Raw genomic sequence first — 24851 nt, 5'->3', positions numbered from 1 at the left:
CCGCGTTCAGACAGAAATGAATGCGTTTGATCCGATCCCAGTCGTCGATGTCGAGGCCTTCGTAATCGAGCGACTCCGTAAGCGCGCGTGTGTTGATCGCGCCGCTTCGAAGATACGTAGCGAGTTCTTCAGTCGTGGCATCGACGAGTTCGTCGGCAGTCAGGCTACGCGTCATCTTCGAAACTGATCCCGAAGAAGTCAGCAGCTTTTGTTTTCAACCGTTCCCCGTCCAAATCGAGGTCAATTTCCCCGTTTTCAGTATCTATCCCCGTACCAGTGAGCGACCGGATCAGTCGTTTTTGATCCTCGGGGCGCATCCCTTCGAGTTGGGGGTACACGAGTGAGACGACCGCAGATGAGAGCGCATCTCGCTGTGTTCCGCCGGCGTGCTCGTACGAGTCGAGGTACCGAACGATGTCGTAGACGATTGACGGGCCGATCACGCGGTTTTCGTTGATACGCTGCCACAGAACCGCGATAGCCAGATACGATCTCTCAAGCACAGGACGAAGTCCGGGGTTATCGGCGAGCCATGCGGCCGAATAATTATCGTCACCATCCGGGTCCAGAAGCGAAGTGCGGACTGCGCCGTCGTCGGTTGTCAGTGGTGGGACGCCGACGTGAATGAAGTTGAAACGGCGCATAAACGCATAGGACATCTCGTACAACGAAGTTTTGTCGTACGTGTTCATCGTGGCGATGAGACGCCACGACGGCGTCACGGGGAACGCATCCGGGTTCGCAATGATCTCTGAGAGTTTGTCCTCACTTTCTTGTCCGGTCACGGAGAGCAGTTCGACGGTGCGTTCGCGTTCGTATGGAAGTTCCGTCGAGTCACCGGATAGCACCGAGAACAACTGACCGAACGCTTTGTCGATGTCCGACCGGTTGATTTCGTCGATGATGAGCCACTCGTTAACGATCCGATCCTGACGGAAGCACTTCAGGAACAATCGTGGTTCAAACAGGAGCTCCTGGCCGCCATCGCTCGTGGACGGGACGTACCCACCGATCGTGTCGAAGGCGGTCCATTCTGAGGTAGCCGTCGTGAATCGGTATCCATCGACTTGATCATGTATTGTCGCTCCGTCACAGACCGCTTTGGCGAGTTTGGTTTTCCCAGTTCCTGGCGGCCCGGTGAAAATAATGTGTTTGCCGGAGCGGAGCGAGGCTTCGATTTCGCGTCGCAACCGGGCGTCGTCTTCGAAGTAAAGCGTCTCTGGGATTTGCGCCTCGATCTGCGGTGGGGTGAGTTTCTGTTCAAATCGGTTGAGTGCCTCTTGACTGACGCCGTCTACTGCCGGCTCTTCTAACGCGAGGATGGTTTCGTACTCGTCTTTAGAGAGTGGGAACAGGCTGCCCCGTGCGCGGTTTGCAATCGGTGCTGCGTCTTCGAGTTCTGGAATCGCCTTCAGGTCTTCCCACTTGATGCCGTCAACGTGCCGATCGAATCGGATCCGAACACCAGCATCGGACGTGCTGTCTTGGGCAGTCGTGACTGTGTCCGTCTGCTCGGCTGTCGTTGCGCTATTTTCGTGATTGCGTTCCGGCGGGATTACTTCAGTTATGGTTCCTTCCGCGACGATCTTTTTGACCGGGGTTGATTCGTAGAAGAGAGCCCGGTCACCAGGTGCGGCTGATCTGAAGGCTTCGAAAAGGCGTTTCTTGTTCCCTTCATCGTTATACGCAGAATAGAACACATCGCCACCATCGACAATGTCGTCAACGGACCAGATAGACGGATTCGCAGTCAGCCAGAAGTAGTTCGTCGCCTCGGCTGGCGATACTAACAACTCAGACGTGTTGATACCGGCTGTCTCAAGCAGGTACCGGCCTGCTTCGGGCGTGAGGTGGCAAAGATACGCTTGAATAACGTTCCCGTTCTTGTCAAGTGGATACCGCTCTTGTTCTTTTCGTACCTCGGGCTTCTGTAGTTCCTCTCGAATTTCCGGTAGTGGGAGCGGTTCATCAAGACGCGTTGTATCGACATCGACCCGATAATACTCGCCGCCTTCCATCTCGGTGAGTCGTGCTTCGGACGTGACGACAGAGCATGCACGGATTGCTTGGTTAGTGTAGTGGAAGATGATGTCGCCTGTTTCAAGCACGGTCAGGTCGCGCTGCCACTTCGTATCCTGTGAGCGAAGAAATTCATCCTTGAATTCCACCTCACGGTTCTGATTCACCCAATAAAACGCAGCGTCGCTAATTTCCAGCTCCTCACTTGGCTGGCTTGGTCGCGTTTCTTTGGAATCGCTCCGTGACGGTGACTCAACTTCACCCGCTTTAGAAAGATCCTGTCGTTCGATCCAATTGAAGAAGCTATCTAGGTGGCGGAAATCCTCTTTGAACGGGTAGGAATCCCTCACCGTCCGGAATTTTTCGGTATCATCGACGTACTGATTCAACTGGCCGGACATCTCATAGTCGAAATATTTCTCCATACCAGTCCGGGATCGATCGTTACTGATCGGGTACTTCGTCGGGTGGAGAAAGTATAGGATTGCAGAGATAATCCCGGCCTGAACTCGATCAATATCTAATGCGGCAAATTCTCCGATTGCCTCGTCGATCGTTTCTTTGTCATCGGAGTCGATTATTGAAGCAAGAAACTCGTAGGTTTCCTCTTCGTAGCCTTCGATCGGCACCGAATACGTCCCCTTCCCAACGATACCTGTTCCCTCTTCGATACGATTCTTGATTTCGGTCTTCGCAGCCGGATCGATCTCAAGATCGTCTATCCGTTCTTTCTTCATTTCCGGACTCAGCGCGTTGTCGTTCTGACACAAATTGTACACCGTTCGCATCGCATACTCATTGATCGATCCTGTGTCAACGATCGCACGGACAAGTGTCTGTACGGCCTCAGATGTGTTCCTGACGTGTGCTTTGTCCTGTTCCCAGTCCTTCTGGGCGACGTACTCCTGTACGAGAGCGTCAATATCAAGCGATGAGTCAGGTTCGCTCATTATTCACACACTGATACATTGGGCTCATAAATGCGTGCCGGTGAATCCCCGAAGCTATAGTAGCTAGCTTCGTTACTGGAGATAATGGTGAGGTTCGCTGAGGGAGATCGCGTCAGAGTTGACATCCCCGATGAAGCAGACTTAGATCACAGCAGGTACCACGGGCAACACGGAGAGATAGTGTCGATTCTCACCGATGATGCGGGAACGGTTACTACTGACGACCGAGATTCTCAATTATACCGTGTTGCTCTCGAAAACGGTGAGATAGCCGACTTCCGGTGGCGGGATTTACGGCCACCGATCAGTGATCCCAAGGATCGAGAGGTTAGTTAGTGCTCGGATCGGTTAAGACGAAGCTCGTGTTTATTCTGGTAGATGTATATTTGGGAAGAGCAATTTCAAAGTGGCCTTCAATTGTCAGCAGTTTTTGATTTCGTATTATCAATCGTCTTTATCGACTCCTCTTCAGGACGCTCAACCAAGTCATCCGAATAAAACTCTTCAGTCGCATAGAGGACAGCAATATCGAACTCTTTCGTCAGAGTGTGTTTGAACTGGGCAACATCGTTCTTATCACCTGTGACGAACCGGTCGAGAAGCCCTTGCTGCATCATATAGATTGCATCTAACACCCACTGGAGATCCTCTCTCGACATGCCCCATTCCCCAAGACCGATTTCTGCCTCAATGACCTCTCGCTCGTCATCCATCTGGTGGTAAGCAGACTCCCGGATCTTCACATTCTCCATAAGAATCTCCTTGTTGCGTTCTGCCGCCCAGAGTATGAGATCACGAAGGTCCTGAACAGCTCGTCGAGCGTTTCGGTCAGTCAGTTCACGGGTTGAAAAGTACTCCTGGAAGTAGGATCTTATCTGTGGCTCGGCCTGTTTCCGGATCTCGAAGTGGTCTATGAAAGCGTCAACAACCCTCTCCACAGTCATTCCTTCTCGCTGGAGCTGCCGGATCTGCTTATCGAAAAACGGGACACGATCTTCAAGGATCTTCGCTATATGTTGGTACTTCCCGTTCTCAGCATCTAAATCAGTGGAAAGCTGTGAGGGATCACTAACTATCGAAGGATCTTGTCGACGTTGGTTGCAATATTCGTAAATCACGAACTCGCTTGTATAGAGCGTATTGTTCTGATAGAGTGGTTTAACGTCCCGATGCCACCGATCGTGCGAGTACGTTAAACCGGCTAACACGTTGGTTTCAACGAAGTATCGTGTCATTTAGTCCGAAAATGATAGGCCGAGTTCCTGCACAAGAATCGGTTCCATCATTGCATCAGCTGCCTTCGATTCAATTGATGCTGGTTGTGGACGGTCTTCGCCCTCGAATTTCTCGGCAAGTGTCCGGGATTCAATCCCTCGAAGTTTCTTTCTGGTTGATTCACGGGCTGCTTCAAATGACGTGATACCAATCTCTTTCTTCACTTCCTGCTTCGTCATCTCATGTCTGTGATTTTCTGCTACCCGTAATGCGAAGGTACGCCAAAACGTGAGGTTGATCTTCATCAGTTTGTCTGGGTCGTAATTCGTCTTGTCGACTTCGCGTGTGAACATGGTGTACCATTTGCTCAGGTCCTGTTCCTGTTCGCGGAATTTGACTGTAGGAAAGGTATCGTGGACGGCGTAAACTGTATCTATAATCGAATCGCGGCTGGGTTCTACCTCGTAGAAATCGTTGTAGTCGTCGTGAAGGGTGCGTACTTTTTTATCGAGTTCGCGGAACTCCCGCTGGACATCATAGGGCGCATCTTGATACATAATATCCGTGATTCCTTCCAGTTTGTCATCGTAGTACAGTCCAAGAGCTTCTTTTATCAGTGGTCGGAGTTCCTCTTTGAGAGATTCTGATTGGTCCGGAAGATCAAGTTCCGGTCCGACAGTGGGAAGAGGTGAGACCGTGCCGAACTGGTACCAGAAATAGGGGATAGTGATGTCAACGTCCTTTTCGTTCGCAGACTTTTGAACCGTATAGAGAAGTTTGTAGAGGGACTTATCCACCAGTTTGGTCTCGTATGTCCGTTCTTGATGGATCAAGTGAATTACTGTGCGAAGATCCCTATCTTTCATTTGACCGGTCGTTATACTTCTTAGGGTATAGGTTTAGGGGCGAAAACCAGGCTAGAAGCCGTGATTTTCGACGCGTAGGGAGTTTAGAACCTGTCCAAAGGAGTTTTGGTATGTAGTTGAGAAACAACCTCGTAGTGCCAATCTACCGTATCTTGTCGGAACGCGAAGGAATTCATGAGAAGGGGCGTTCCTACAAGGACGCTGTAATAGACTTCATGGAAGCAACTGGGTACATGGAGCACCGGGAAGCAGAGATCCATCCCTCACTTGACGACATCCAATTCCGTCACAAAGGCTCAGGTGAGTGGGTCGTCGCTGAAGCCAAGGGCTCCAAACTGAGTCCCAACGACTTCCCCAGTGAACTGGCTCGATACTACCTTGAGTACACCCATCGATCCAAGGAACAACGGTTTGACTTCTTCATATTCGCCGAGGAACTGGGTTACCCTCAGCTGTGGAGCGATCTTTTCGAAAAGTCATACACAGACAACGACGAGATCGAGGAATTCCTCAACCAGCTGGAGAAGAAATTAGACGACGAGGAACTTAGCCAAAAGGTTGCAGACACTTACGTTGAAGATTTTGAAACCTTTGCTATTGATACTCATGTCCATGAGGCCGATTATCTGGAGCTCAAGACTGTAGCCATGGAGCTACAGGAGTCCGACCGATTCAACTACGAACCGTACCTTCATTCCTTTGAGCCAATAAAAGAACAGCACGACTACGCTAGTAATCTGTTTCAGGTGACCTCATTCCCCGACGACCTCTATATCTATGACACAGCCGAAGGAATCGCAGAAGCTCGGTACTACAACTACAACAACAAGCATTATCCAGTCGTTCCAGAAGCAGGGAAACTGTACACCTTAGTTGAGAAAGACCGGTTGCCGGGCAGTACACGGCACTACATCGGTTCTGACTCGCCAGATGTCGTAGACTTCAAAACCTGGATCGGCGAGGAAGACAGTCCTGAACGAACAAATATCGTCCGAGAGCTTCTTCTTGGAGTCATCTCTGTCTCAGCACAAAAGAACGACTGTATAGTAGAACGTAGTCGGGGAAGGCATATTTATCCGATATACGATGAAAATCGGCACCACGGAAAGCGGACTGATTCCCAGAACCGATGGCTGGCACAAGAGCTCAGTGATCGAAGTGAAATCCGGCACCGAGCGGTGGATATTCGGGTGGAAAAATATGCAGATAATTTCTACTATGTACTGACGCCCACTCAGGAGTTCACTTGGGACGGTAGAGAGAAGGTTACCGGCGAACGGAAGTCCGAGCTTCAGGACAAATTCTCACCGAACCGATTCCAAGGCCAGAACAGTAAACAGCTCCGTCAAATCCGTATATGGCCAAAGATTCTGATGCTGACGGTCAATACTGGATTGTCCCAATGGATGGACGGCAATCAACTACCGGCTATTCAGAAGATAGCGGCAGAACAGGTTCAAGGCCTCACACTCGGAATCCGGCCGCCTAACGATGGAGATGAACAGTCTCGGATTATCGACGGGGTGATAGACGGATGAATCGAGATTCTCCCTTCCGTATTCAGCACTGGGAAGAGCCAGAAATCGAATTTGAGGGTGGTTTAGAAACATCGCCGAAGCGGGGCCTGGTGAAATACGGACCTCGTCTTGAGGAAGATAAGCACCATACGATTACACTTGGCATTATTGGTGATCGTGACACTATCCGAAACTTGCAGTCCTTGCTTCGGGATATGGAAATCGGGATTCACCCTGGAAATCAGGACCAACCTCAACAAGTCCCCTTCCCTGGTGTCGGGGAAGATTCCCGGTTGAAAATTTCCATACACACCAAGCGAGGCTGGCGATTCCCCATCAGGGATAACTACATTGAAAGAGTGGAGCAGCAGGATACTGTCCGTGAAAGAATGGACTATTTCCTCAATATTGTAGAGGACAGAATCGACCTTCTTGACAGGGATAATATTTCTCCAAACGTAGTCATAGTCTGTATCCCGCAACGGGTGATGGATGCCTGCACCCCTGCCGATGAAGAGCACTCTCAGATCCAATCAGAGGGGAGCAATCTCCATAATCGAATCAAACTCATGGGGATGCAAAGACGGCTTCCGACACAACTCATCAAGCCGTCTACTCTTGATGTCTCTAAGAGGGTGTCATAGAACTCTTATCACACCGTGATGATCGTACTTCCCGGATTGTCTCCACGCTCGTAGTTGGTGATAGCGACGACGAGGCGAAGGCACAGGGCAAGAAACACCTGCGCTCGTGCGTGGACGCGGCCTCGGGCGTGCGTTCGCCCGAGGCCGCAGTCCTTCACTGATTCGTTGGTTCGTTCGACTCCAGTACGGCGGTTGTACGTCTCATCCAACGTGGACTGCTTCAGCTGAACGTCTTCGCTGTGTTGTTCGATGCGATCTTCGACCCTGTACTCGATGTCTTTCGGGTCGTCAGTGTTTCGCGCGTTGTACGGAGCGACTGGCACGACCCCTGCGGCCAGCAGGTGGTCGTGCCAGTCGAGCGTGTCGTAGGCGCTGTCACCGACCATCCAGATCGGCTTGGCGACGGCGAGCGCGTCACGCGTGACGCGCATCGCCGCCTCCTCTGGCGCTTGCTTACTCTCGGTGAACTCGGCTGCAATCGGGATCTTTTGCCCGGTCGAGACGATTGTACAACCGTAGCCGTAGTAGTACTCGTCGTCGGTTGGATCGTAGCACTTCGACGCGTCTTGATCGGCGGGCATCGCCCTCACGTCGGTTGAATCGATACAGTAGGTCAAGTCGAGCAGGCCGCGCCGGGCGGCCTGTTCGACGAGTCGGTCAAAGACTTCGTCAACGACGTGTTCGAGGTCGGTGAGAAAGCGATCGACCGCGTCTCTCGACGGCGGTCGATCGAACCCACAGCTGAGCCAAACGACCGTGTTCCGAAGCTCTCGCTCAACGGGACGAATGCCGTAGATGTCGTGGTAGTAGCAATGGAGGAAGCCACGCATCAGCTCTGGTGGCTCGTGATCTCGTGTTCGCCCCGTCTCCGCCGGGGCGAACACGTCGAACTCTTCGAGAAACTCGAAGGAGAGATGCTCAAACAACGCTAGCGTCTCGGTTTCCGCGACATTGAAGAACGACTCTACCGAAGGATCATCTTGCAGGGTCGCTGAACTCATCCACCTCAGCGTTCACCCTGCTCTTTGGTGTGCTACTCGTTCTATGACACCCTCGTCTCTAAATCAAAGGAGAGAGCGAAACGGGCATGGAACCTCACAGTTGGAATGCTATACAAGTCGCAGGAAGGTCACCCGTGGAAGACACGAGAAATTGAGGAAGGAGTTTGCTACGCAGGAATCTCATTTTACCGTGTGGGGGGAGAAAGTTCTGAAGTCCGGGCAGCATTAGCCCACGTGTTCCGCGGGAAAGACCACGTCATCCTTCAAAGCGACCCGTTGAAAGATATTGAGGAAGATAATAGTGGACAGCCACACCTGTCTGAAGAAGGAGCAGAAACTGTCGTATCGCAGATCCTTGAGCACTATCGGCAGCGCAAAGGGATGTATCCACGTCGATTTGTACTCCACAAGTCTTCCGAGTTCTGGGACCGTGAACGAGATGGTTGCCAGGCAGCTGCAACTGAAATAGAGAGCCTGGATCTCGTCACAATCCGTAACAGGCCCGATGTCCGGCTATATCCTGACAGCAATTTCCCAGCAGTTCGAGGAACGGTACTTAGTGTTCCAGAAGACGACATCCACTACCTATACACAACAGGATTCGTCCCCGAACAGATGACGTATGAGGGTAGTAACGTCCCGAGACCGATAGAGGTGGTACCTGACCCTGAACAATGCCCAACACCGGCCGACCAGTTGTGTCGAGAGATCCTATTCTTCACCAAGCTAGACTGGAACACTTCGGAGTATTCAGTTAGAATGCCAGCGACATTGGGCGTCGCTAACAGCGTAGGCAAGGTTCTTTCTGAACCAGCTACAGAGTCGATGGACGATGTTAGACCGGAGTATTACTATTATATGTAAAAAATTCGGTATTAGTTTAGAAGATCTAGAAGATCAAAACCGTCCCAGTATACGAAGTTCGTCTTCAAGTTCTTGCTTCTTCCGCAGCAGCGGATCATGGCTTCCAGGTAGTATTGCCTCACCGTTCTTTTGAACATCAAGAATATACGGGCTCTTTCCGAGAGAAAGGGTATGGATGAGAGGATCGCAGAGATCGTAGAACATGAACTCCGGTCCGTCTGGCAGAATGAGGAACGGGACTTCACCCGATGGTTAGCCGAAAATATCGAGTTGCTCGGTGCAGAGCTTGGGATTGAAATTGAAGATGCGCGCGCCGAAGAAGCGATCGGTAACTTCTCAGCAGACATCGTCGCTCGGGAGATGAACACTGGTGAGACTATCGTCATCGAAAACCAGTATAACAGAACAGATCACGACCACCTGGGGAAGCTGTTGACGTACTCAGCCGGAAAGCGTGCTGGATTCACCATGTGGCTGGCCGAGGAATTCCGGCCGGAACACCGAAGTGTGCTGGAATGGCTCAACGAAAGCGGGCCGAAGGACGTGAAATTCTTCGCTATCAAACCGCGTGTGGTGAGTATTGAAGGGTCTGAGAAGCGAGGGTTTGAATTCGAAGTTGTAGTTGAGCCGAACGACTGGGAGCGAGAGTTGACTGATGAGGAGTCACTTACGGAGACGGAAAAGAGCTACAAGGAATTCTTCGCTGATTTGGTTGAGGCGTATGCTGAACGGCGACCGAGTTGGTACAAACTGACGCCTGGGCCGCGCGGGTATATGACGTTCAGTGCAGGCATTTCGGGGGTCAGTTTTGGCTGGGTGTTCCATCAAGGCCCCGAGTTCTCGATTGAGCTGTATATTTCGACCCCGGAAAAGGAGCGAAACGAGGCTATTTTTGAGACGTTGCAGGATGACCGCGAGGAAATCGAAGTGAATCTGGATGTAGAACTCGTGTGGCAGGAGCTGCCTGAAAAGCAGGCCTGTCGGATCAAATGGCCCAAGCCGATTGAAGGGAAGATCACCGACTTAACCCCTGAACAACAGGTCGAGTTGATTGAATGGGGTGTGGATGCTATGGATATATTCCAAGATGAGATTGAACCACGGATTGCAGAGTTACAAGGCTCTGAACTGGTAAGGTCGCCTTCCGTTGATGAGTCAAATGTCGATTGATTCGTCGTTATCCTGAACGTAGATGATGAGTCCGTCGTGCCCGTAGCCTTTGTTTCGGAAGCTGTTGACTAATTCAGGGAGCCCGTCAAGCTCACTGGTCAGGTCTACAGCTTGTCGTCCGGATTGAACACCCAACAGCCGCCAAGAGCCCTGATACAGCGTGTGCTTTGTACTCCTGGTCTCAGGTGAGTGCAAGACTTTGCGATAGACGCGGAGCTGGTTTTGGGTCAAATGCACCTTGTACGGGCCTTCATCGCCCAAGCTCTTGATTTCGTATCGAACGGGCTCGATCTCGTCACCGGTGCGTTCCAGCCCGAGCATATCGTACCCTGCACCATCCCACACGCTTGAGATGTGGAGACCCGATTCGAGAGCTTCAACGCTGCCTGTTTCGTTCCATTCCCGAAGGCCGCGATCCAGATTTTCTGCAGTCCTGCCTGAGGACGGAATCACTGACAGGAGACTTTCCAAAGCTTCATCAAACTCTCCTCGTGCCTTCGCATCTTCGAGATGTTCAACAGTCTGGTTGGTAATCCATGATGCGGCCGCTCGCTCGGCTTCGTCACCGACTGATTTCGTATTTTTCCATTCAGATTCGAGATCTTCGATCTCTACGATTCCGGTTTCAGTTTCGTTCGGGTCACCTTCGGACAACCTTGGACGACCCCAGCCGAGATCATCTGTGGTTGCCACGTTCTCGACGGGTTCGTACCGCGGTGAGAACTCAATTAGACGATCTTCGAGTTCTTCGGGGGCTGGTATCGCTGCTTCAGGGAGTGCTCCGCCGAATGGAGTCCCTCGTAGCCATTCGATGACGGCCCGCGTCGGATCGAAGGCGACTCGTCGAGACGCATCTTCAGAAATGTATTCCTGCAAGCGATCTTCGAGTTCATCGTCAGAGAATGTTATATCGGTGTGTTCCTCTATGAGATGCTCCAAGAACGGAATGAGTCGCTGTTCCCACCCCGTGAACCACTCGTCCCATTCCGCTCGGTGTGTCTGTTTGCAGGAGAACTGTGGCCGGAACGGCTCCTGAGCGTCGGTCAGATCTATCGATCTCAACGCAGCATTCACGTCAGCAGCTGTGAGGGACCATGAAGCCGTGGTCACATCCACATCATCAGAACCGATATGGGAGAGCCGATTCCACGAGTCACGAATCTGAATATCGAGTTCAGATAGCGCCTTTCGCACCCGACGACGTAGCTCCTCGTGTTCCTCATCATCGAGTTGGCGGAGATGCCGCTCGTAGGCGTCCACCAAGGAGATTGCGTCGCGTTTCTCCAAGAGTCGTTCGACACGGCTGACGCCGTCTGACTCGTAACCGCTGAGGGCCTGACCGAAGAGAGGGCCGACGCCAGTAGCGGAATCCTCAAGCAGCAGTTTAGCCAACGGCTCGCCGAATTCATCAAGCGGTGGTGAACCCGTAGTCTCGTCTGGCGTATCGAAGATAATCGTCGGTGGTTTCGATTGCAGATAGAGCGCGTGATTGTGAGTGTTCTTGTACCGAGTTGCAGTCAATGTCTCTCCCCCACCGAGAGTTGCTTGGAATTCGATCCATGCGTTCTCGACGTAGCGAATCGTACTGCTTCGCCATCGATCAGCCGCCGTCGCCGGGTCAACATCAACTTGGTTCGTCGTACTGGCGAGGGCGAGCAGATGTGCTATGATCGGTCGAAGCTGTTCTTCGAGATGCTGAACGACTTCTACCTCTTCACTGCCGCGATGGGCTGGAAACACCTGACGTGAAATATCAATCTCGCGTTCAGCGAGCGGCTCATATCCTCGAAGAGTCTCAGTCCCAATCGTCGCTGCAGCCAACGGCACCTCTGGGAAGAACCGGCGCATTTGATCTCGGGCAGTGTTCGTCGTTGGAATCCACACATTTTCGTCCGATTCATACCACGCTAATCCTCGTTCAGCGAGCGCTCGTGGCTCGTCGACGGGTCGATACCCGAGGATGGGGATCGCTCGCTCGTCCGCTTCAGGATCGTGTTCCCGGCTGATCGTGTTGAGAAGACGATCGAACAACCGAGTCAAGGCCTGACGTGCACGCGGATTCTCTTCGATCTCGTCTAACCGATCAGCTGTTAGCGAGTGTATTTGGGTCAGTAGTCTGAAAGCTGGTTCTGCGCCGTCTCGTCCAAGACTATCCATATCGGTCCCACTGACAGAGTCGAGCGCGATCAACAACTCCTGCGAGAGTGGAGCTTCCTTTGACACGCTCCAGAGTACGGACGGGAACTGGCGCTGCTGTCGAGAGACAAGCGTGAGCTCTGCCGGTGAAATCCGATCCGGTGGCTCTTCAACGAGAAGCGGTGGCTCTGCTGCTCCTTCAGCGTCACCGACTGGGAACCAGGCTTGATTCCGGAGTGCCGGTATGATCTCGATTGGCCGCCGCCCTTGATTTTCCTCATCTAATTCGTTTCGTTCAGCTTCAATAATGTCTGCAAGCCACGTGTCCCAAGCTGCATCTAGCGACGTTAGCCAGGCACCCGGATCAACTGAATCTGCGGTCGCAGGTTCTGTTCCGAGACGTAGTGGGTTCCATTCTGTCCCTGCCGCAACTAACACCGGGGGTGTGTCGCGGGGCGCAACGGTTCCGTCCTCACCCCCTTCGACTAACGTGAGTCGGACTCCATCGTCTGGATCGGGCGGTTCCGGCGTTACTCCGATAAATGCGAGGAACGAATCCAGATCCGCATTTTCGGGAAGTGAGGGGAGTTTTTCGACGGCAACACGATCTTGTGTGAGTTGACGTGCTGGTTCCCACTGTCCATCTATCGTCGGGAGAAACAGCGTTGCGATCGCACGGCCGGCAGATCGCGCATTATCGCTATAGACATCGTCTCTAATTGCGCGCCAACCAGGACCGTATTTCTCCGTTTCTGCTGGGGGAGCAGCACTACCCTGCGAGCTTAGTGCGAAGAGATCCATCGCAAACCGAATCAGTTCAGATTGTAATCGCTCGGCCCGCTCTACGTCGCTATCCAGAGGCTGATACTCCCAACTGGAGAGATCGTTTGGGAGTTGCCGAAGCTCTCCGAGGACATCCCAGCGATTGAACTGATTCGCTCCGAGAGGGTGCGGTGGCTCACGATCGAAGCCAGACGCGAACTCATACGAAGTCACGGCACGCCCTGCCTCGCGGAGCGCAAGCGGGAGATCCAATTGCGTCGTCTCCGATCGGCGGATAAAAAGACGATGCGTGTGTCGTTCAGTCTGTATCTGTCCACCTGCTGTTCCTCGCTGAGGAAGCTGAACAGCAGCGATTCTACTTGACTTGTCTTCATCCCTCGTTGCGGTGATGGGTGCAACCCGGGTCTCAATATCCCGGATTGCGTCACACATCGCTACAGCACGTCTTCTCCATGTTTTGGTCCGACGTGAGGATTTACACGTCCGGTCGATCCAGTTGCCAGTTGCTTTCCAGAAGTCGTCGTACGTCGAGAGCGGCCACTGATCCTGCTGCTCGAAAAACGCATCAGCGAGATCGGCCCACTGGCGATAGCGATCCAGATCCTTGACGCCCCCATCCGAAAACAGAAGATCTTCTATGTGATCAACGACGATCTTGGCAGCTGATGAGTTCGTTGACCCTGGGTCTAGCAACTGCCAGAAGTCGTCTCGGGGTGTTTCATCTAATGCTGTCTCGGGGACTGTTGTGACCTCGTCGGGATTGATCCACTCGTATTCGAGATCTTCATCAGAGATACCGAGGTGGTTGAAGATTGCGTGGAGATGTAGCTCTGCAGCTGCTCTAAGCAGGGCTCGGTTGTAACGACCGATCGTCTCATCATTAAGATGAATCGCTGTTCTGTCTGTCCGTAACTGAAAGTCACCTTGCAAATCGATCCCGAACGGGCTTTCAATTCGCGTGGGGAGATACCCATATAGTCCTGGTTTCAATTCGTCAGAGCGGGTTTTTGACCGAGGCCAGGCGATGGCTGCCCCTGGGGTGGAAACGTCGTGCTCAGCCTCGTCGGCAAGTGGCTGTAATTCGGATGATTCCCAGAATACGAGCGATCGTTTCGCATCCTCTGGCGTCGCTGATGGCCAAGTGGATTTCTGAAATTGATCTCCCCATGCATCAAACGAGACATCCAGGTTTCGACGGTCCTCGAATAGCCCGATGAAATTGAGGTGTCGTTGCTGAAATGTCTCAACGGAGTCGCGTAGTTCGTCCTCTTTTCCGGGGTCAATTGGAACGACTACAACCGTGCTAAAATCCGAAGCATCGTCAAGTGTTGGGGGTGCTGGTGCACGTAACGGGAGTGGAAAATGGAAGCTAGCCCGTTGCTCGCCTTCACCCAATTGACACGTGGCCGAATCAAGAAACTCGGAGTGACCCTTCTGCACTTCTCGATAGTCGAGTCGTTGCTGCCATGTGTCTTGATCCAGTGGCAGATGCATCTCCATCCCCCACCATTCAGGAGATTCAGAAAACCGACTCCATACGCGCGCGAAATCGTTTAGCCAGAATACAGACCGAAAACCGACCCCTTTGTTCCCGACGCTCTCCTCGGGGCGCTTATTCGATACGTGTAGTGTGCAGAGTGCGTTGAAATCCGGCCGGCGCTCCTCTCCGAACTGCCGGTGAGTCGAATAATCATACTCCGGATCAACTCGGATCGGCACACCATCGTTAGCAACAACAAGCGCCTGTTCAGCCGAACCCCAGTCAACGTCCCGGATTTCGACTGCGACCTTTGATTCAGCCCGGTCGAGTGCGTTTTGCAACAGTTCGAAAAGAACACGAGCCGTGTACTGTCGACGAATCGATTCTTCGGTCTGCAGGTCCCGATATGCATCATCGCCACTCATCGCAGCCGCGTTCTCGTAGTGCCGATGGAAGACCGCTCGAAGATCGTTCGGTTCAGGGACAAATCCGGGCACTTGGTGAGTAGCATGCTGTTCACTCATCCATCATAGCACCCTGATGAGCGAGCGAAGACAGTCATTATCAGTACGTTCGATGGGAAGAGTATGAAAGTACGCCTGAACTCGCCCTGATGTAGTCCGCAAGAGGATTTCAGAGGATGAGCACATCTCTCAGTGAGGAAAGTATTTACACCCTTCCGGTATGGATGTGAAAACTAATTCCAAAATTCCTATGACTGACCATGCATCTCATCGAGAGTTTGACGGGATATTAGTCAGAACACCGTTCGGTGCTGAGAACGTCGAACGAACGACACAAGACGAATATGCGAATCTGCTTGAGAAGTATGGCTCCGAGGACGTGCTCGTTCTTACGGGCGCGCCAACAAGTACCGACACGTTCCGTGATACGCTAGACGAGAGACTTCCCGGCGCGGCGACACCGCACGTGACATCGCCCGTCGTACACGCGACGGATGTCCTCAATCAGACGGACGATCGAGTGATTCTCTCAGACGCATTACGGCGTGAGCTTCTGCATCGATTCCTCGCTGATTACGAATGGGAAACAGAATATCTACAACTGGCGTCGGATCAACCTTCGTTCATCGAAGACGTAGCCCAAGTAATGAATACAATCTCGTGGCAGGATATTTCTCCCGACGAGACGCCTGAAATCCGAGAGATTACGGCTGCACTTGATGCATTCCACAACTGGCTTGCTGAACACGATCACATAGAACGCGGGCAGCTCATCTCCGAAGCACTCGATGTCCTCACAGAAGACGACGACGAGGACATCGTCGACGTTGAGGCGGTACTTGCAGTCGAATTTGAGGGGTTCTTCCCGCTCGACCGGGCGTATCTCGACGCACTCACGAAAGACTGTGAACTCGTCTGTATCGCTGAGGAACATGCGAGTGTCCGCAGAACATGGGTGGAGACAGGCCCAGTCACGGACTACGTCTCGTTCAGAAACTCTCGACGCGCAGCCTCTGTTCAGCCATCAACACGCCCGGCTGCCACCGCCGCGTATTTTGCGGAAGGAACTGTCGTGGACGATCCGGATACCGGGTCAGTCTCAGTGCTCGCTGCGGAGTCCGGTGACGACCAACTTGCTGCAATTGCAAACGAGATCGAGGAACTCGTCGAGCAGCCAGGGTGGAGCTACGATAACATCGCGGTCGCTACGAAGCAAAGTGGGAGTGGCGTTACAGACACCATCGAATCGTTCGAACGCAGCGGGATTCCGACAGAGTCCACGACCGTTACCGGATTCGGTGATGACCCCGCGATCAGGGAGCTGCTTGCCGTTGTTCGGCACCTGGCTGCCGACGAGAACGATGAGGTACCGGGCCACGGGCCAGCACTCGATACGGAGCGCTTGGCCCGTGTCGACGAGATTGAGCGGTTGGAAGACGCGGTGCGGTGGTGGGCAACCGATTCCGGGTTGAAAGAACGAATCGCAGAGCGGGCACCACCGCTCGATGCGCGATCACAGTTCGGAAACGTTCGCCGTGCATTTCGGATGGCCGCGTTCCTGGACGACACAGCGTTCCTCGATGCGACGTGGGAATCTTACGAAGAGATGTTGGAGCGGGCCCACGAGTACGCGTCGCAACAAAACCAGACGAGCGCAACGGACCTCGATGGCGGTGTCAGAGTCGATCACTTGCAGGCTATCAAAAATACCTCGTTCAAAGCGGTATTCTTGATCAATCTTACAGACAGTGAATACCCCGGCGATCCCTTCCTCACACGTCTCTTTCCGACGGAGCGCGTTGCGTCACTGCCGGACTATCCGGGCGTCACACAACTCGACACCGGAGATGTTGATGCGACATTCCCGACGGACTCGACGGCGTCAAGCCGGCCGTTCGTACGGTATCATACCGAGCACGCACGGCGACGCCTGGCGATCGGTGCTGAGGCGGCAACAGACCGCTTGTACTGTTGTCTCTACGAGTACGAAGATACTGCGCTCGAAGAGCGGGCACAAGCGTCACGATTCCTGACAGCAGCGTATACGGACCTTCCATGGGTGACGGACGCCGCGGACCCGCACATCACGAGCGAACAAGCAGCAGAAGAGTTTCTGCTGTCCCGAGTTGATAACGCACTCGCTGATGTTCGCCGCGCGAACAGTCAAGACGTGACGATCTCGCTTGATGAGGTCGAAACGGAGCTCGGGGAGATTCAAGAACTGCTCGATAAAAGCGGGACACGTGGCGAAGAGTTGCGGAAAGCGTTGCGTGCGCGTGTCGAATTCGCAAATGGTGAGGTGCGGCGATGAGCGAGAATTCGCTTTCGCCGTCTCGCCTGGCGAAGTATGCGGCGTGCCCACGACAGTACGAGTACAGCTACCCACAGGACATCAACACACCAGATCGAACTGAACTCTATCTCAACCAGGGGAAGATCTACCACGAAACTATCGAAGACGTGTGTGATGCGACCGAACGCGGTGATGATGCAGAGACGATCCACGCCCGAGCAATGCGTATTTTTGACGAGAAGTGGGACGAACACAGTACTCCGGACGATTACGAATCAGTTGCTCACAAGGAGTATCAGCGAATCGAGAACCAAGCTGCTATAGATGCCTTCTTCGATCCCGAGGGTGGCGATGGGATCGAGCATGCGCGCCGATCAGTCGCTACGGAGTGCTGGGTAGAGTGTGAACGCGATGGCAGAGGGCTCCACGGCAAAGCTGATAACGTCATTCGGACTGACGAGGGGCTCCACGTCTTCGACTACAAGCGAAACACACGCGGGATGCTTTCGACTGGTACAGCCGATTACTTAGCTGACCACCTCAACGGAGATGGCCACGAACCGAAGCGCATTCGGAACGCGTTCCAGACGGCTACGTACATAGAGGGCGTCAAGAATGAACCGTTCTACGAGGACGGGATGGACGTTCGGTTCAGCTTCTACGGGCTACTCAACAGCACATCATTCGAAAGTAATCCATCGGGCTACAACGTGTCCGTCCGTGGTTACCCACGTGAAACGACCGAGATTTACGAGGAACACCACGATACGATTTGGGCGCTGATTCGAGCGGCGCACGACGGCATCACGAATGAGACGTACGACCCCGCGCCGTTTGCGATCATCAGCGAGGAAGCGTGTCCGAATTGTGAGTATCGAGCGATGTGTCCTGACCGGCTCTCAACAGAGGTGAAACGATGACCGACGATAACACCGAGTATCCATCGTGGTTCCCAGTTCCGGAAGACGAGCTGTCGCCGGAACCACAACAGGGAGAGATTATTGATGCGGACGCGTATCCGATGCGGGTGCTTGCTGGAGCAGGGACGGGGAAGACGTTCACGATGGTGCGGAAGATCGAGCACCTCATCAACGAAGAAGACGTATCGCCGGACCGGATTCTCGCGTTGACGTTTACGAACAACGCGGCGGATTCGATGCGGGAGAAGCTCAACGCGAAGCTCGGCACCGCCGGATACGACATCGACGCGTACACGTATCACTCGATCTGCAACGAGATTCTCTCTGACTACGCATACACTGCAGGGCTCGACCCGGACTTCGACATCGCTACGGACGCCGAAAAGTACGCCATCGTGCTGGATGTCCTCGACGAGATCGAGTACCGATCGGTCAAGCCCAACGTGTACGGAAGCGATGGCTATGCGTCAGGTGCTGCCTCGAAACTCCTCAACTTCATCGGGTCGATGAAACGCAGTGGTATCACACCCGAGGACATCGACACGTTCCTCGGCCCGGCCGACCGCGTGTACGATCTCGCAGACCTGCCAGAACAAATCGAAAATATCGCCAGTAACCACCTCGGTGGACGTTCTGTATCTAGCGTGTTGGGTGGCCTTCCAGACGCACGTGAGGAACTCGTTGAGGAACGTGATGCACTGGGAACAGACGGCATGGAAGCCAGTGTCCGGGACTTCCTCGACCGGCTCATTGCTCTCTGTGACGCGCTCGAAGCCGCATTCGAAGCACACGAAGCGGGGGAACGAGAGCTTCCGGATACCGCCTACAAGCTTCCGAAGTACCTGCTCGGTGGGTACAGCAGCGCACCGAAAGGAATCCCGAACGATCTCAATCTCGAACTCACGACACACCTCGATTCGTTTATTTCTGACTGCCTTACCGCTCGTGACCTGACTGCAGGATACGCCGCATACGAGCGTGAACTCGATGAACGAAATCTCATCGACTTCGACGGTCTAGTCGTAAAGACTGCAGACCTGATGGAGTCACCGGTCGGTGACGAAATCGCCAGCCGATGGGACTACGTATTCTGTGACGAATTTCAAGACACGGACCGTCTTCAGTTCGACCTCGTTACATCACTGGTTACTGACGACAACCTGTTCGTCGTCGGCGATGACGATCAAGCAATTTACGAGTGGCGGGGCGCGCACGTCGCCAACATTACAGAGGAACTCGACAACGCATTTGCGGCGCTCACAGACAAACCCTTAGAGGAAAATTTCCGCTCACGACAGCCGATCCTCGATCTGGCGAACGAAGCCATCACGAAACTAGACCACCGGGAGCAGCACAAAACACTCACTCGGGTCAATGAACCTGACTACGACACCGATACTGTCGCTACTATCGAGTTACCCGACGAAGACGACGAAAGAGACGGGGCAACCCAGCTCCGAACTGTCGTCCAGAATCTGTTAACCGGGGCGGCAGACAATCTCGACAGAGCATACGATCCGGGAGACATCGCACTCCTCGTTCGAAAGAACAACCACGCTACGCCAGTCATCGAAGCGTTCGAAGATGCTGGAATTCCGTATCAAGTCGCTGGTGATCTCGCCACAGAATCAATCGGTGTCGGTACCGTAACTGCCTACCTCAAGGCTCTCGCTCGGCCCGAAGACGAGGTGAGCTGGAATCGCGTTCTACTGATGCGGTACCGGCTCTGCGATACGGATCTCCGCACACTCAACGCGGGCGACACGCCACTCGTCGACGCGCTCTGTGAAACTCCTCTCAACGAGTTCGAGGAGCCCGATCGCGTTGCAGAAGCCCGCGAGCACGTCACCAATCTCCTCGACATCAAAGAGTCTGCCTCGCTTAGCCATCTGTACCGCGAACTGAAGAGCCGTACGAATATTGAGTGGTATCTTAGTGAGCAGGAGCGACGCGACCTCGCACAGCTCGACAATGTCATCGAACAGTATGGTGACAGCGCCGTTCAACCGCCACTCACGCCGGACTTCATCGACTCGCTCGAACATTATGACTCACTGTTCGACGAGAGTGGATCCACACCGACGAGTCAGCCGGACATTGCTGACGATGCGGTCAACGTGATGACCGTCCACAAGAGTAAGGGGCTTGATTTCCCGGTTGTTCTCATCCCGCAAGTCACAGCCGACGAGTGGGCACCGAGCTCACGGGCGTACGATACACTCGAAACAGGGATCTCGGAAGATCCGACTGCAGCGTTTGCCGAAGATTACGTCGCGCGCGATGCCCGAGAAACCAGGCGCGTGTTCCACGTCGGAATCACACGTGCCGAGGATATTCTCGTCTTACAGGGTCGCCGCGGGACAGACGACGACGGTAACGACGAAACCCACCCGATTCCGAGCATGGTCGACGAGATATTGCCGTCTCGGATCCCATGGCAACCACAACGCGGAGATCTCCCCATCTGGAGCGATGTACAGGAGTGCTTGCCAGACGAGGCAGCGGACTGGACTAATACGCTTGCTCTAGAAGCTGTCGGTGAGGTCGGCGGAACCGTCACCCACGACGGGGAGACACTTACAGTAGAGGCGGCACGTGACCAGATCATAGAACTCGCAACAGCATCGCTTGACGGCCACCTTAAAACAGAGAGTGAACGCTCACGACTGCAGATCGAGTCTCTAGGTGGACCATCCACTCCGCCACCATCGCTTACTCACAGCTACACGTCTCTGGCAGCCTACGAGGAATGCCCTCGCAGCCACTACCTCGACTACGTCGTCAACGCGTTCCCGGATTATCAAGAAGCGACGAGTAGTGGTGGGAGTGACGTGTCCCAGCGCGCGATCGGATTACTCTTCCACGACACGGCAGAGCAGGCAGCCAAGAAGGAGATACAACGCCGTGAGGAATGGTATGAAATCTGCGAACGGCTCGCCAGTCAACGTCGAGACGAAGATGCGCTTCCAGCAGCAAAAGAATGTATTGACCGATACTTCGAGTTAGACCTTTCCAACTACGAGGTAGTCGATGCAGAGCGAGAGTTCGAACTCAATATCGACGGGCACGATCTCACCGGGTTTATTGACGCAGTCTATCGGACGCCGGATGACGAGCTACTCGTCATCGATTACAAGGCCACCGAACGTCACCGGGACATACAGGACGACAAGCAGCTACCAATTTATCTATTAGCCTGTCGGGATGTCTATGAAGAGCCAATCAAGCGTGCTGGATACGCGTATGTGGGAAGCATCGGGCCGAAGATCGAGTCACGAGCTTTCAGCGAAGACGAACTGGAAGGCGTGGAAGTCGCCGTGACAGGAGCAATGGATCAGATCGCAGAGTCATCGTTCACTCACTATATCGCTGATGACCACTGTCAGTGGTGTCAGCATAATCAACTGCCCTGCGCAGCGGACTCGTTCACCGTTGGCCCAGGATTCGAAGAGTAGGACTAAAACCATCCCCAACGACGTATAGCGCAGTAATTCACCAGCAATAGCATGACGAAACTACTCACGATCGATAGGGAGTTGCTGACGGGAACTATCGTTGATCGGCCGAATCGCTTCGTTGTTCGCGTTCGTTTCGGTGACACACCCGAACGCGTGTTTCTCGGCGATCCCGGTGCCCTCAAAGAAAATGTTGAGCCGGGACACAAGATGCTCTGCTCGCCCGTCAGCGATACCGAACGAGCGACAGATTACGACGCGATCGCGGTCGTCGTTGATAATGTGTACGTGAGTGTCCGCACAGCGCTAGCAAACGATCTGTTTGAACGCGCGCTCGGCCGCGATGCCATCCCAGCATTCGCTGAGTACACAGTCCGTGAGCGCGAACCCTCGCTCCCAGATCACGGGAGAACAGATTTCCGGCTCACGACACCAGACGGTGACACTGCGTAAGTTGAGGTCAAATCCTGTACGCACGTCGAAGATGGAACTGCCAAATTTCCTGACCGGCAGACTGAACGAGGCCGTCGTCATCTCCAAAGCCTCGAAAAACTCCATGAAGACGGGTACGAAACCCATGTCGTCTTCGTCGTTCAGCGCCCTGATGTCGAACGTTTCCGCCCATACCGGGAAGTAGATCCTGACTTCGCAGACTTGCTTTCCCGTGTGCGTGATGCGGGCGTAGAGGTGCACGCCATCACTACCACATTCGAACCACCCCACTACCGACTTCAGAACGACGAACTCCCGATTGACCTCGACTAACGGTGGATTGTGGCTGAGGGTTGATTAGTGAGCGCCACCAAGATCCGCCTATGGCAAAGCGATTCGTGCGCGCCCGTCCCAATAACCAGCGACTGGAAGAGCTCCGCGAACGCCTCGACAGCGGCGAGGTCGAAGCGATGGAGCCGTTTGGTCGCGCTATGACACGGGCGCTGGAGAAGGCTCGGTACGATCCAGAGACTGATGAAGCCGTTTGGATCGAAGAGGACTACTGCTCGCCACCTCTTGCGATGGAACGCGCTGAAGTTCTGGACGACTACTTCGAGCAGATCTCCATCATTGAAGAACACGTAGAAGAGGACGCCGGATGGCAGCGAATCAACGATCTACCGGGACTCTTGGAACAGATTCTTGACGAAGCGTAACCGCGAGCAGACCGGTTCTTCGTTGCGGTCATCGCCGGCGCTCGCTCCAGCCGCACGAGTCCCAAGGTCCCTCATTTTCTGTATGGTGCGCCAGATGTTGGAGTTTAGAAACCAGTGCTAACCCTCTGTGGCCTTATGAAATGCTGCCTGAGCCTCATCCCAGTCTGGATCCACATAACTTAGTGTCGTATCCATCGAAGCGTGGCCCGCCATCATGCGGATAAAATTCAGATCCATGTCGGTTTTATTGGCCAATTGCGTGATGCGGCTATGTCGGAGTCTGTGTGCCGTGTATAGCCATTGTTTCACGCTACCATCAGCCTCTCTAGTTAGCGGCTCCTGAATTTCTGCGTTGTGCGCTGCTTCCTTCACGATTCGGCTAATATAGGACGGCTCAAGCTGGTCACCTCTTTCGCCAATAAACAGGTACGGGGATTCCCCTTCTCGTATCGATCTCCATCTGTGCATCAGATAATCGATGTTCGGTTCCCACCAGACGTGTCTATAGTATAGATCCGGGTGATCTCTTCGATTGAGCTTCGCAGATCGTAATTCAATATCCCTGTCGTCCCACGAGATATTATCGAGTCGAATCCGACTCAATTCGTCACTTCGAACGGCCGTCTGCCAAAGAAGACGACAGATGAGTTCATTCCTGACTTTCGTGAAATCCTTCTTACCGGGCACGTGTTCGAAGATCGGTTTGAGCTGTTCAAAAGACGGAGCAATGATGTCTTTTCGGCCATCGAGATCAAGAACACGGTGGTACTCACTCACATTCTTTATATTGTGATCCTTAGGGAGACTGATGTCAGCTGTTGGATTGTCAAGCTCAAATTCTCTAGACGGGTCATTGATGAGAAAATGGTAATACTTGGAAACAGAATAGAACCGACGAGTGATCGTTGTATCAGCGTACTCATCTCTGATCATTCTTCGAATATATGCGTTGACAGTTCTCTTCTCAGCTGCAGCCGGATCAATATCTTCTTCAAGACACCAGTAAAGCCAAGCCTTCACTCCCTCTTTCAACCGATCCGTCGTTGTCTGTTTCTTACTCGTGGCCGTTATCCACCCGCTGTAATCGTCATATAGTTCCTTGTACTTCCCAGAAAGTTCACGCTCTGATGTGAACTGTGCTTTGTCGTTTCTTTTCATATGGACCACCTAGTGATCAATGTTGATCATCAGTCTCTTGATCTGGCTGGTTCTGCTTCAAAAAACTAAAGTCCGGGACTGCATCCGGATCACGGATAAACCATCGTCGTTCTCCGTCATCAATAGTGCTTTCAACGACCGCCCCTGTCTCGGTCTGTTCAAGGAAAGCGAGTGCCTGCCGTACTTGGTGGGACGGTTTGTCAAGAGCATCCGCAAGATCTTCTGCCCGACCGGTAATCTTTGCTCTACTTCGTGCTAAGCTATTTTCACTACTCTTCGATGGCCCGTCCTGTAGGAAATCATCCGGGACTTCTCGAAGCTGAACCGAGAATCCCTGTCGTAACGGTGGAAACTGGATCTCGCTTTGAAGTCGGGGCAGTAAGTCTTGGCAGCGATTAGCTAATTTGATTAGCTCATCTCGACTGAACTCTGAATCTGATTCTTCACTAGAGTGCAATGCCAGATCGTCAAGCTTCCGCTCAACTATAGATAGCCTGTCGGTGATCTCAGTCACACCCTCTTCCAACTCCGAGGTATCGGTCTCCGTCCCAGAATGATGTTTGTCTTTTAGCACCCACGTATCACCGATCGTGTTGTCGACGGCGTGTTTAATCAGGCCAGTCAGATTACCATGGTGATGTTTCTCCGCGTATTCGAGCCACTCCTTCTTTTTTTGAGGGTCGATCCTGATTCGGATGTGTGGAGAAATGTCCTCTAAGTCTTCTTCATCGGGGGGCATGGGAAGCCGTTAGAGGGCTTCCCAATTAA

At 53.3% G+C, this 24851-nt stretch carries 17 protein-coding genes and 1 pseudogene; 11 read left to right on the top strand and 7 right to left on the bottom strand.

Annotated features, from left to right (window positions below; translation table 11 throughout):
- Positions 1-164 precede the first annotated feature (164 nt).
- Positions 165-2969 carry an EVE domain-containing protein gene (locus tag QQ977_RS01045; RefSeq protein ID WP_285927015.1) on the bottom strand — a complete coding sequence of 935 codons (2805 nt, stop codon included), beginning with the start codon at positions 2967-2969 and terminating at the stop codon, positions 165-167.
- Positions 2970-3053: 84 nt separating this feature from the next.
- On the opposite strand from QQ977_RS01045, the gene QQ977_RS01040 reads away from it, so the two are divergent.
- A complete protein-coding gene (locus QQ977_RS01040) occupies positions 3054-3305 on the top strand; it encodes a hypothetical protein (protein ID WP_285927014.1) in 252 nt (83 codons plus the stop codon).
- A 77-nt stretch (positions 3306-3382) separates the two neighbouring features.
- Here QQ977_RS01040 and QQ977_RS01035 read toward each other — a convergent pair whose 3' ends face one another.
- Together QQ977_RS01035 and QQ977_RS01030 are read right to left on the bottom strand one after the other, a co-directional pair.
- Entirely contained in the window at positions 3383-4204 is an 822-nt protein-coding gene (locus tag QQ977_RS01035; protein WP_285927013.1) for a hypothetical protein, read from the bottom strand.
- Positions 4205-5050, bottom strand: coding sequence for a hypothetical protein (locus QQ977_RS01030; protein WP_285927011.1), 846 nt, complete (start codon positions 5048-5050; stop codon positions 4205-4207).
- A gap of 134 nt (positions 5051-5184) precedes the next feature.
- On the opposite strand from QQ977_RS01030, the gene QQ977_RS01025 reads away from it, so the two are divergent.
- Both QQ977_RS01025 and QQ977_RS01020 read left to right on the top strand, forming a co-directional pair.
- Positions 5185-6588: a hypothetical protein gene (locus QQ977_RS01025; protein WP_285927010.1), complete on the top strand. Its 1404-nt coding sequence runs from the start codon at positions 5185-5187 to the stop codon at positions 6586-6588.
- Positions 6585-7211: a hypothetical protein gene (locus tag QQ977_RS01020; protein ID WP_285927009.1), complete on the top strand. Its 627-nt coding sequence runs from the start codon at positions 6585-6587 to the stop codon at positions 7209-7211. Before QQ977_RS01025 ends, QQ977_RS01020 begins: the two co-directional genes overlap by 4 nt.
- Positions 7212-7219: 8 nt before the next feature.
- Here QQ977_RS01020 and QQ977_RS01015 read toward each other — a convergent pair whose 3' ends face one another.
- Positions 7220-8212, bottom strand: a complete 993-nt coding sequence (locus QQ977_RS01015; protein ID WP_285927008.1) for a transposase — start codon at positions 8210-8212, stop codon at positions 7220-7222.
- Positions 8213-8239: 27 nt separating this feature from the next.
- On the opposite strand from QQ977_RS01015, the gene QQ977_RS01010 reads away from it, so the two are divergent.
- The gene (locus tag QQ977_RS01010; protein ID WP_285927007.1) at positions 8240-9076 is read left to right on the top strand and encodes a hypothetical protein; all 837 of its coding nucleotides are present in this window, start codon (positions 8240-8242) and stop codon (positions 9074-9076) included.
- A 171-nt stretch (positions 9077-9247) separates the two neighbouring features.
- Positions 9248-10246, top strand: a complete 999-nt coding sequence (locus QQ977_RS01005) for a DUF4268 domain-containing protein (RefSeq protein WP_285927006.1) — start codon at positions 9248-9250, stop codon at positions 10244-10246.
- On the opposite strand, the gene QQ977_RS01000 is transcribed toward QQ977_RS01005, so the two are convergent.
- Positions 10232-15169, bottom strand: a complete 4938-nt coding sequence (locus QQ977_RS01000) for a hypothetical protein (RefSeq protein ID WP_285927005.1) — start codon at positions 15167-15169, stop codon at positions 10232-10234. The genes QQ977_RS01005 and QQ977_RS01000 overlap by 15 nt on opposite strands.
- A 190-nt stretch (positions 15170-15359) precedes the next feature.
- On the opposite strand from QQ977_RS01000, the gene QQ977_RS00995 reads away from it, so the two are divergent.
- From QQ977_RS00995 to QQ977_RS00975, 6 genes and pseudogenes are all read left to right on the top strand, one after another.
- Positions 15360-17420 carry a DNA helicase UvrD gene (locus QQ977_RS00995; RefSeq protein ID WP_285927004.1) on the top strand — a complete coding sequence of 687 codons (2061 nt, stop codon included), beginning with the start codon at positions 15360-15362 and terminating at the stop codon, positions 17418-17420.
- Positions 17417-18322 (top strand): RecB family exonuclease, encoded by a 906-nt coding sequence (locus QQ977_RS00990; protein WP_285927003.1) that lies wholly within the window; start codon positions 17417-17419, stop codon positions 18320-18322. Before QQ977_RS00995 ends, QQ977_RS00990 begins: the two co-directional genes overlap by 4 nt.
- A complete protein-coding gene (locus tag QQ977_RS00985; protein WP_285927002.1) occupies positions 18319-21777 on the top strand; it encodes an ATP-dependent helicase in 3459 nt (1152 codons plus the stop codon). The genes QQ977_RS00990 and QQ977_RS00985 overlap by 4 nt, the downstream gene beginning before the upstream one ends.
- Before the next feature lie 51 nt (positions 21778-21828).
- Complete coding sequence (locus tag QQ977_RS17255; protein ID WP_345783344.1) at positions 21829-22230, top strand: hypothetical protein; 402 nt, start codon at positions 21829-21831, stop codon at positions 22228-22230.
- Between the two features lie 60 nt (positions 22231-22290).
- Positions 22291-22542 (top strand): annotated as a pseudogene (locus tag QQ977_RS17250) (DNA/RNA nuclease SfsA); the annotation flags it as partial.
- A 50-nt stretch (positions 22543-22592) separates the two neighbouring features.
- On the top strand, positions 22593-22925 hold the full coding sequence (locus QQ977_RS00975) for a hypothetical protein (protein WP_285927000.1): 333 nt from the start codon (positions 22593-22595) through the stop codon (positions 22923-22925).
- Positions 22926-23042: 117 nt separating this feature from the next.
- Here QQ977_RS00975 and QQ977_RS00970 read toward each other — a convergent pair whose 3' ends face one another.
- Together QQ977_RS00970 and QQ977_RS00965 are read right to left on the bottom strand one after the other, a co-directional pair.
- Positions 23043-24083, bottom strand: coding sequence for a tyrosine-type recombinase/integrase (locus QQ977_RS00970; protein WP_285926999.1), 1041 nt, complete (start codon positions 24081-24083; stop codon positions 23043-23045).
- Between the two features lie 16 nt (positions 24084-24099).
- Positions 24100-24822 carry a hypothetical protein gene (locus QQ977_RS00965; protein WP_285926998.1) on the bottom strand — a complete coding sequence of 241 codons (723 nt, stop codon included), beginning with the start codon at positions 24820-24822 and terminating at the stop codon, positions 24100-24102.
- Positions 24823-24851: the final 29 nt, after the last annotated feature.

It is taken from the genome of Natrialbaceae archaeon AArc-T1-2, assembly GCF_030273315.1.
Taxonomy (GTDB): Archaea; Halobacteriota; Halobacteria; order Halobacteriales; family Natrialbaceae; genus Tc-Br11-E2g1.
Note: the sequence above shows the minus strand (reverse complement) of the source record. Positions and strands in the feature narration are given on the sequence as shown.

Bases quoted from the DNA above. Each gene is read 5' to 3' on its own strand.
- QQ977_RS00995 (WP_285927004.1), top strand. From the start codon at position 15,360: ATGACTGACCATGCATCTCATCGAGAGTTTGACGGGATATTAGTCAGA.
- QQ977_RS01020 (WP_285927009.1), top strand. From the start codon at position 6,585: ATGAATCGAGATTCTCCCTTCCGTATTCAGCACTGGGAAGAGCCAGAA.
- QQ977_RS01015 (WP_285927008.1), bottom strand. From the start codon at position 8,212: ATGAGTTCAGCGACCCTGCAAGATGATCCTTCGGTAGAGTCGTTCTTC.
- QQ977_RS17255 (WP_345783344.1), top strand. From the start codon at position 21,829: ATGACGAAACTACTCACGATCGATAGGGAGTTGCTGACGGGAACTATC.
- QQ977_RS01000 (WP_285927005.1), bottom strand. From the start codon at position 15,169: ATGAGTGAACAGCATGCTACTCACCAAGTGCCCGGATTTGTCCCTGAA.
- QQ977_RS00965 (WP_285926998.1), bottom strand. From the start codon at position 24,822: ATGCCCCCCGATGAAGAAGACTTAGAGGACATTTCTCCACACATCCGA.
- QQ977_RS01045 (WP_285927015.1), bottom strand. From the start codon at position 2,969: ATGAGCGAACCTGACTCATCGCTTGATATTGACGCTCTCGTACAGGAG.
- QQ977_RS01030 (WP_285927011.1), bottom strand. From the start codon at position 5,050: ATGAAAGATAGGGATCTTCGCACAGTAATTCACTTGATCCATCAAGAA.
- QQ977_RS00990 (WP_285927003.1), top strand. From the start codon at position 17,417: ATGAGCGAGAATTCGCTTTCGCCGTCTCGCCTGGCGAAGTATGCGGCG.
- QQ977_RS01035 (WP_285927013.1), bottom strand. From the start codon at position 4,204: ATGACACGATACTTCGTTGAAACCAACGTGTTAGCCGGTTTAACGTAC.
- QQ977_RS01005 (WP_285927006.1), top strand. From the start codon at position 9,248: ATGGATGAGAGGATCGCAGAGATCGTAGAACATGAACTCCGGTCCGTC.
- QQ977_RS01040 (WP_285927014.1), top strand. From the start codon at position 3,054: ATGGTGAGGTTCGCTGAGGGAGATCGCGTCAGAGTTGACATCCCCGAT.
- QQ977_RS00970 (WP_285926999.1), bottom strand. From the start codon at position 24,083: ATGAAAAGAAACGACAAAGCACAGTTCACATCAGAGCGTGAACTTTCT.
- QQ977_RS00975 (WP_285927000.1), top strand. From the start codon at position 22,593: ATGGCAAAGCGATTCGTGCGCGCCCGTCCCAATAACCAGCGACTGGAA.
- QQ977_RS00985 (WP_285927002.1), top strand. From the start codon at position 18,319: ATGACCGACGATAACACCGAGTATCCATCGTGGTTCCCAGTTCCGGAA.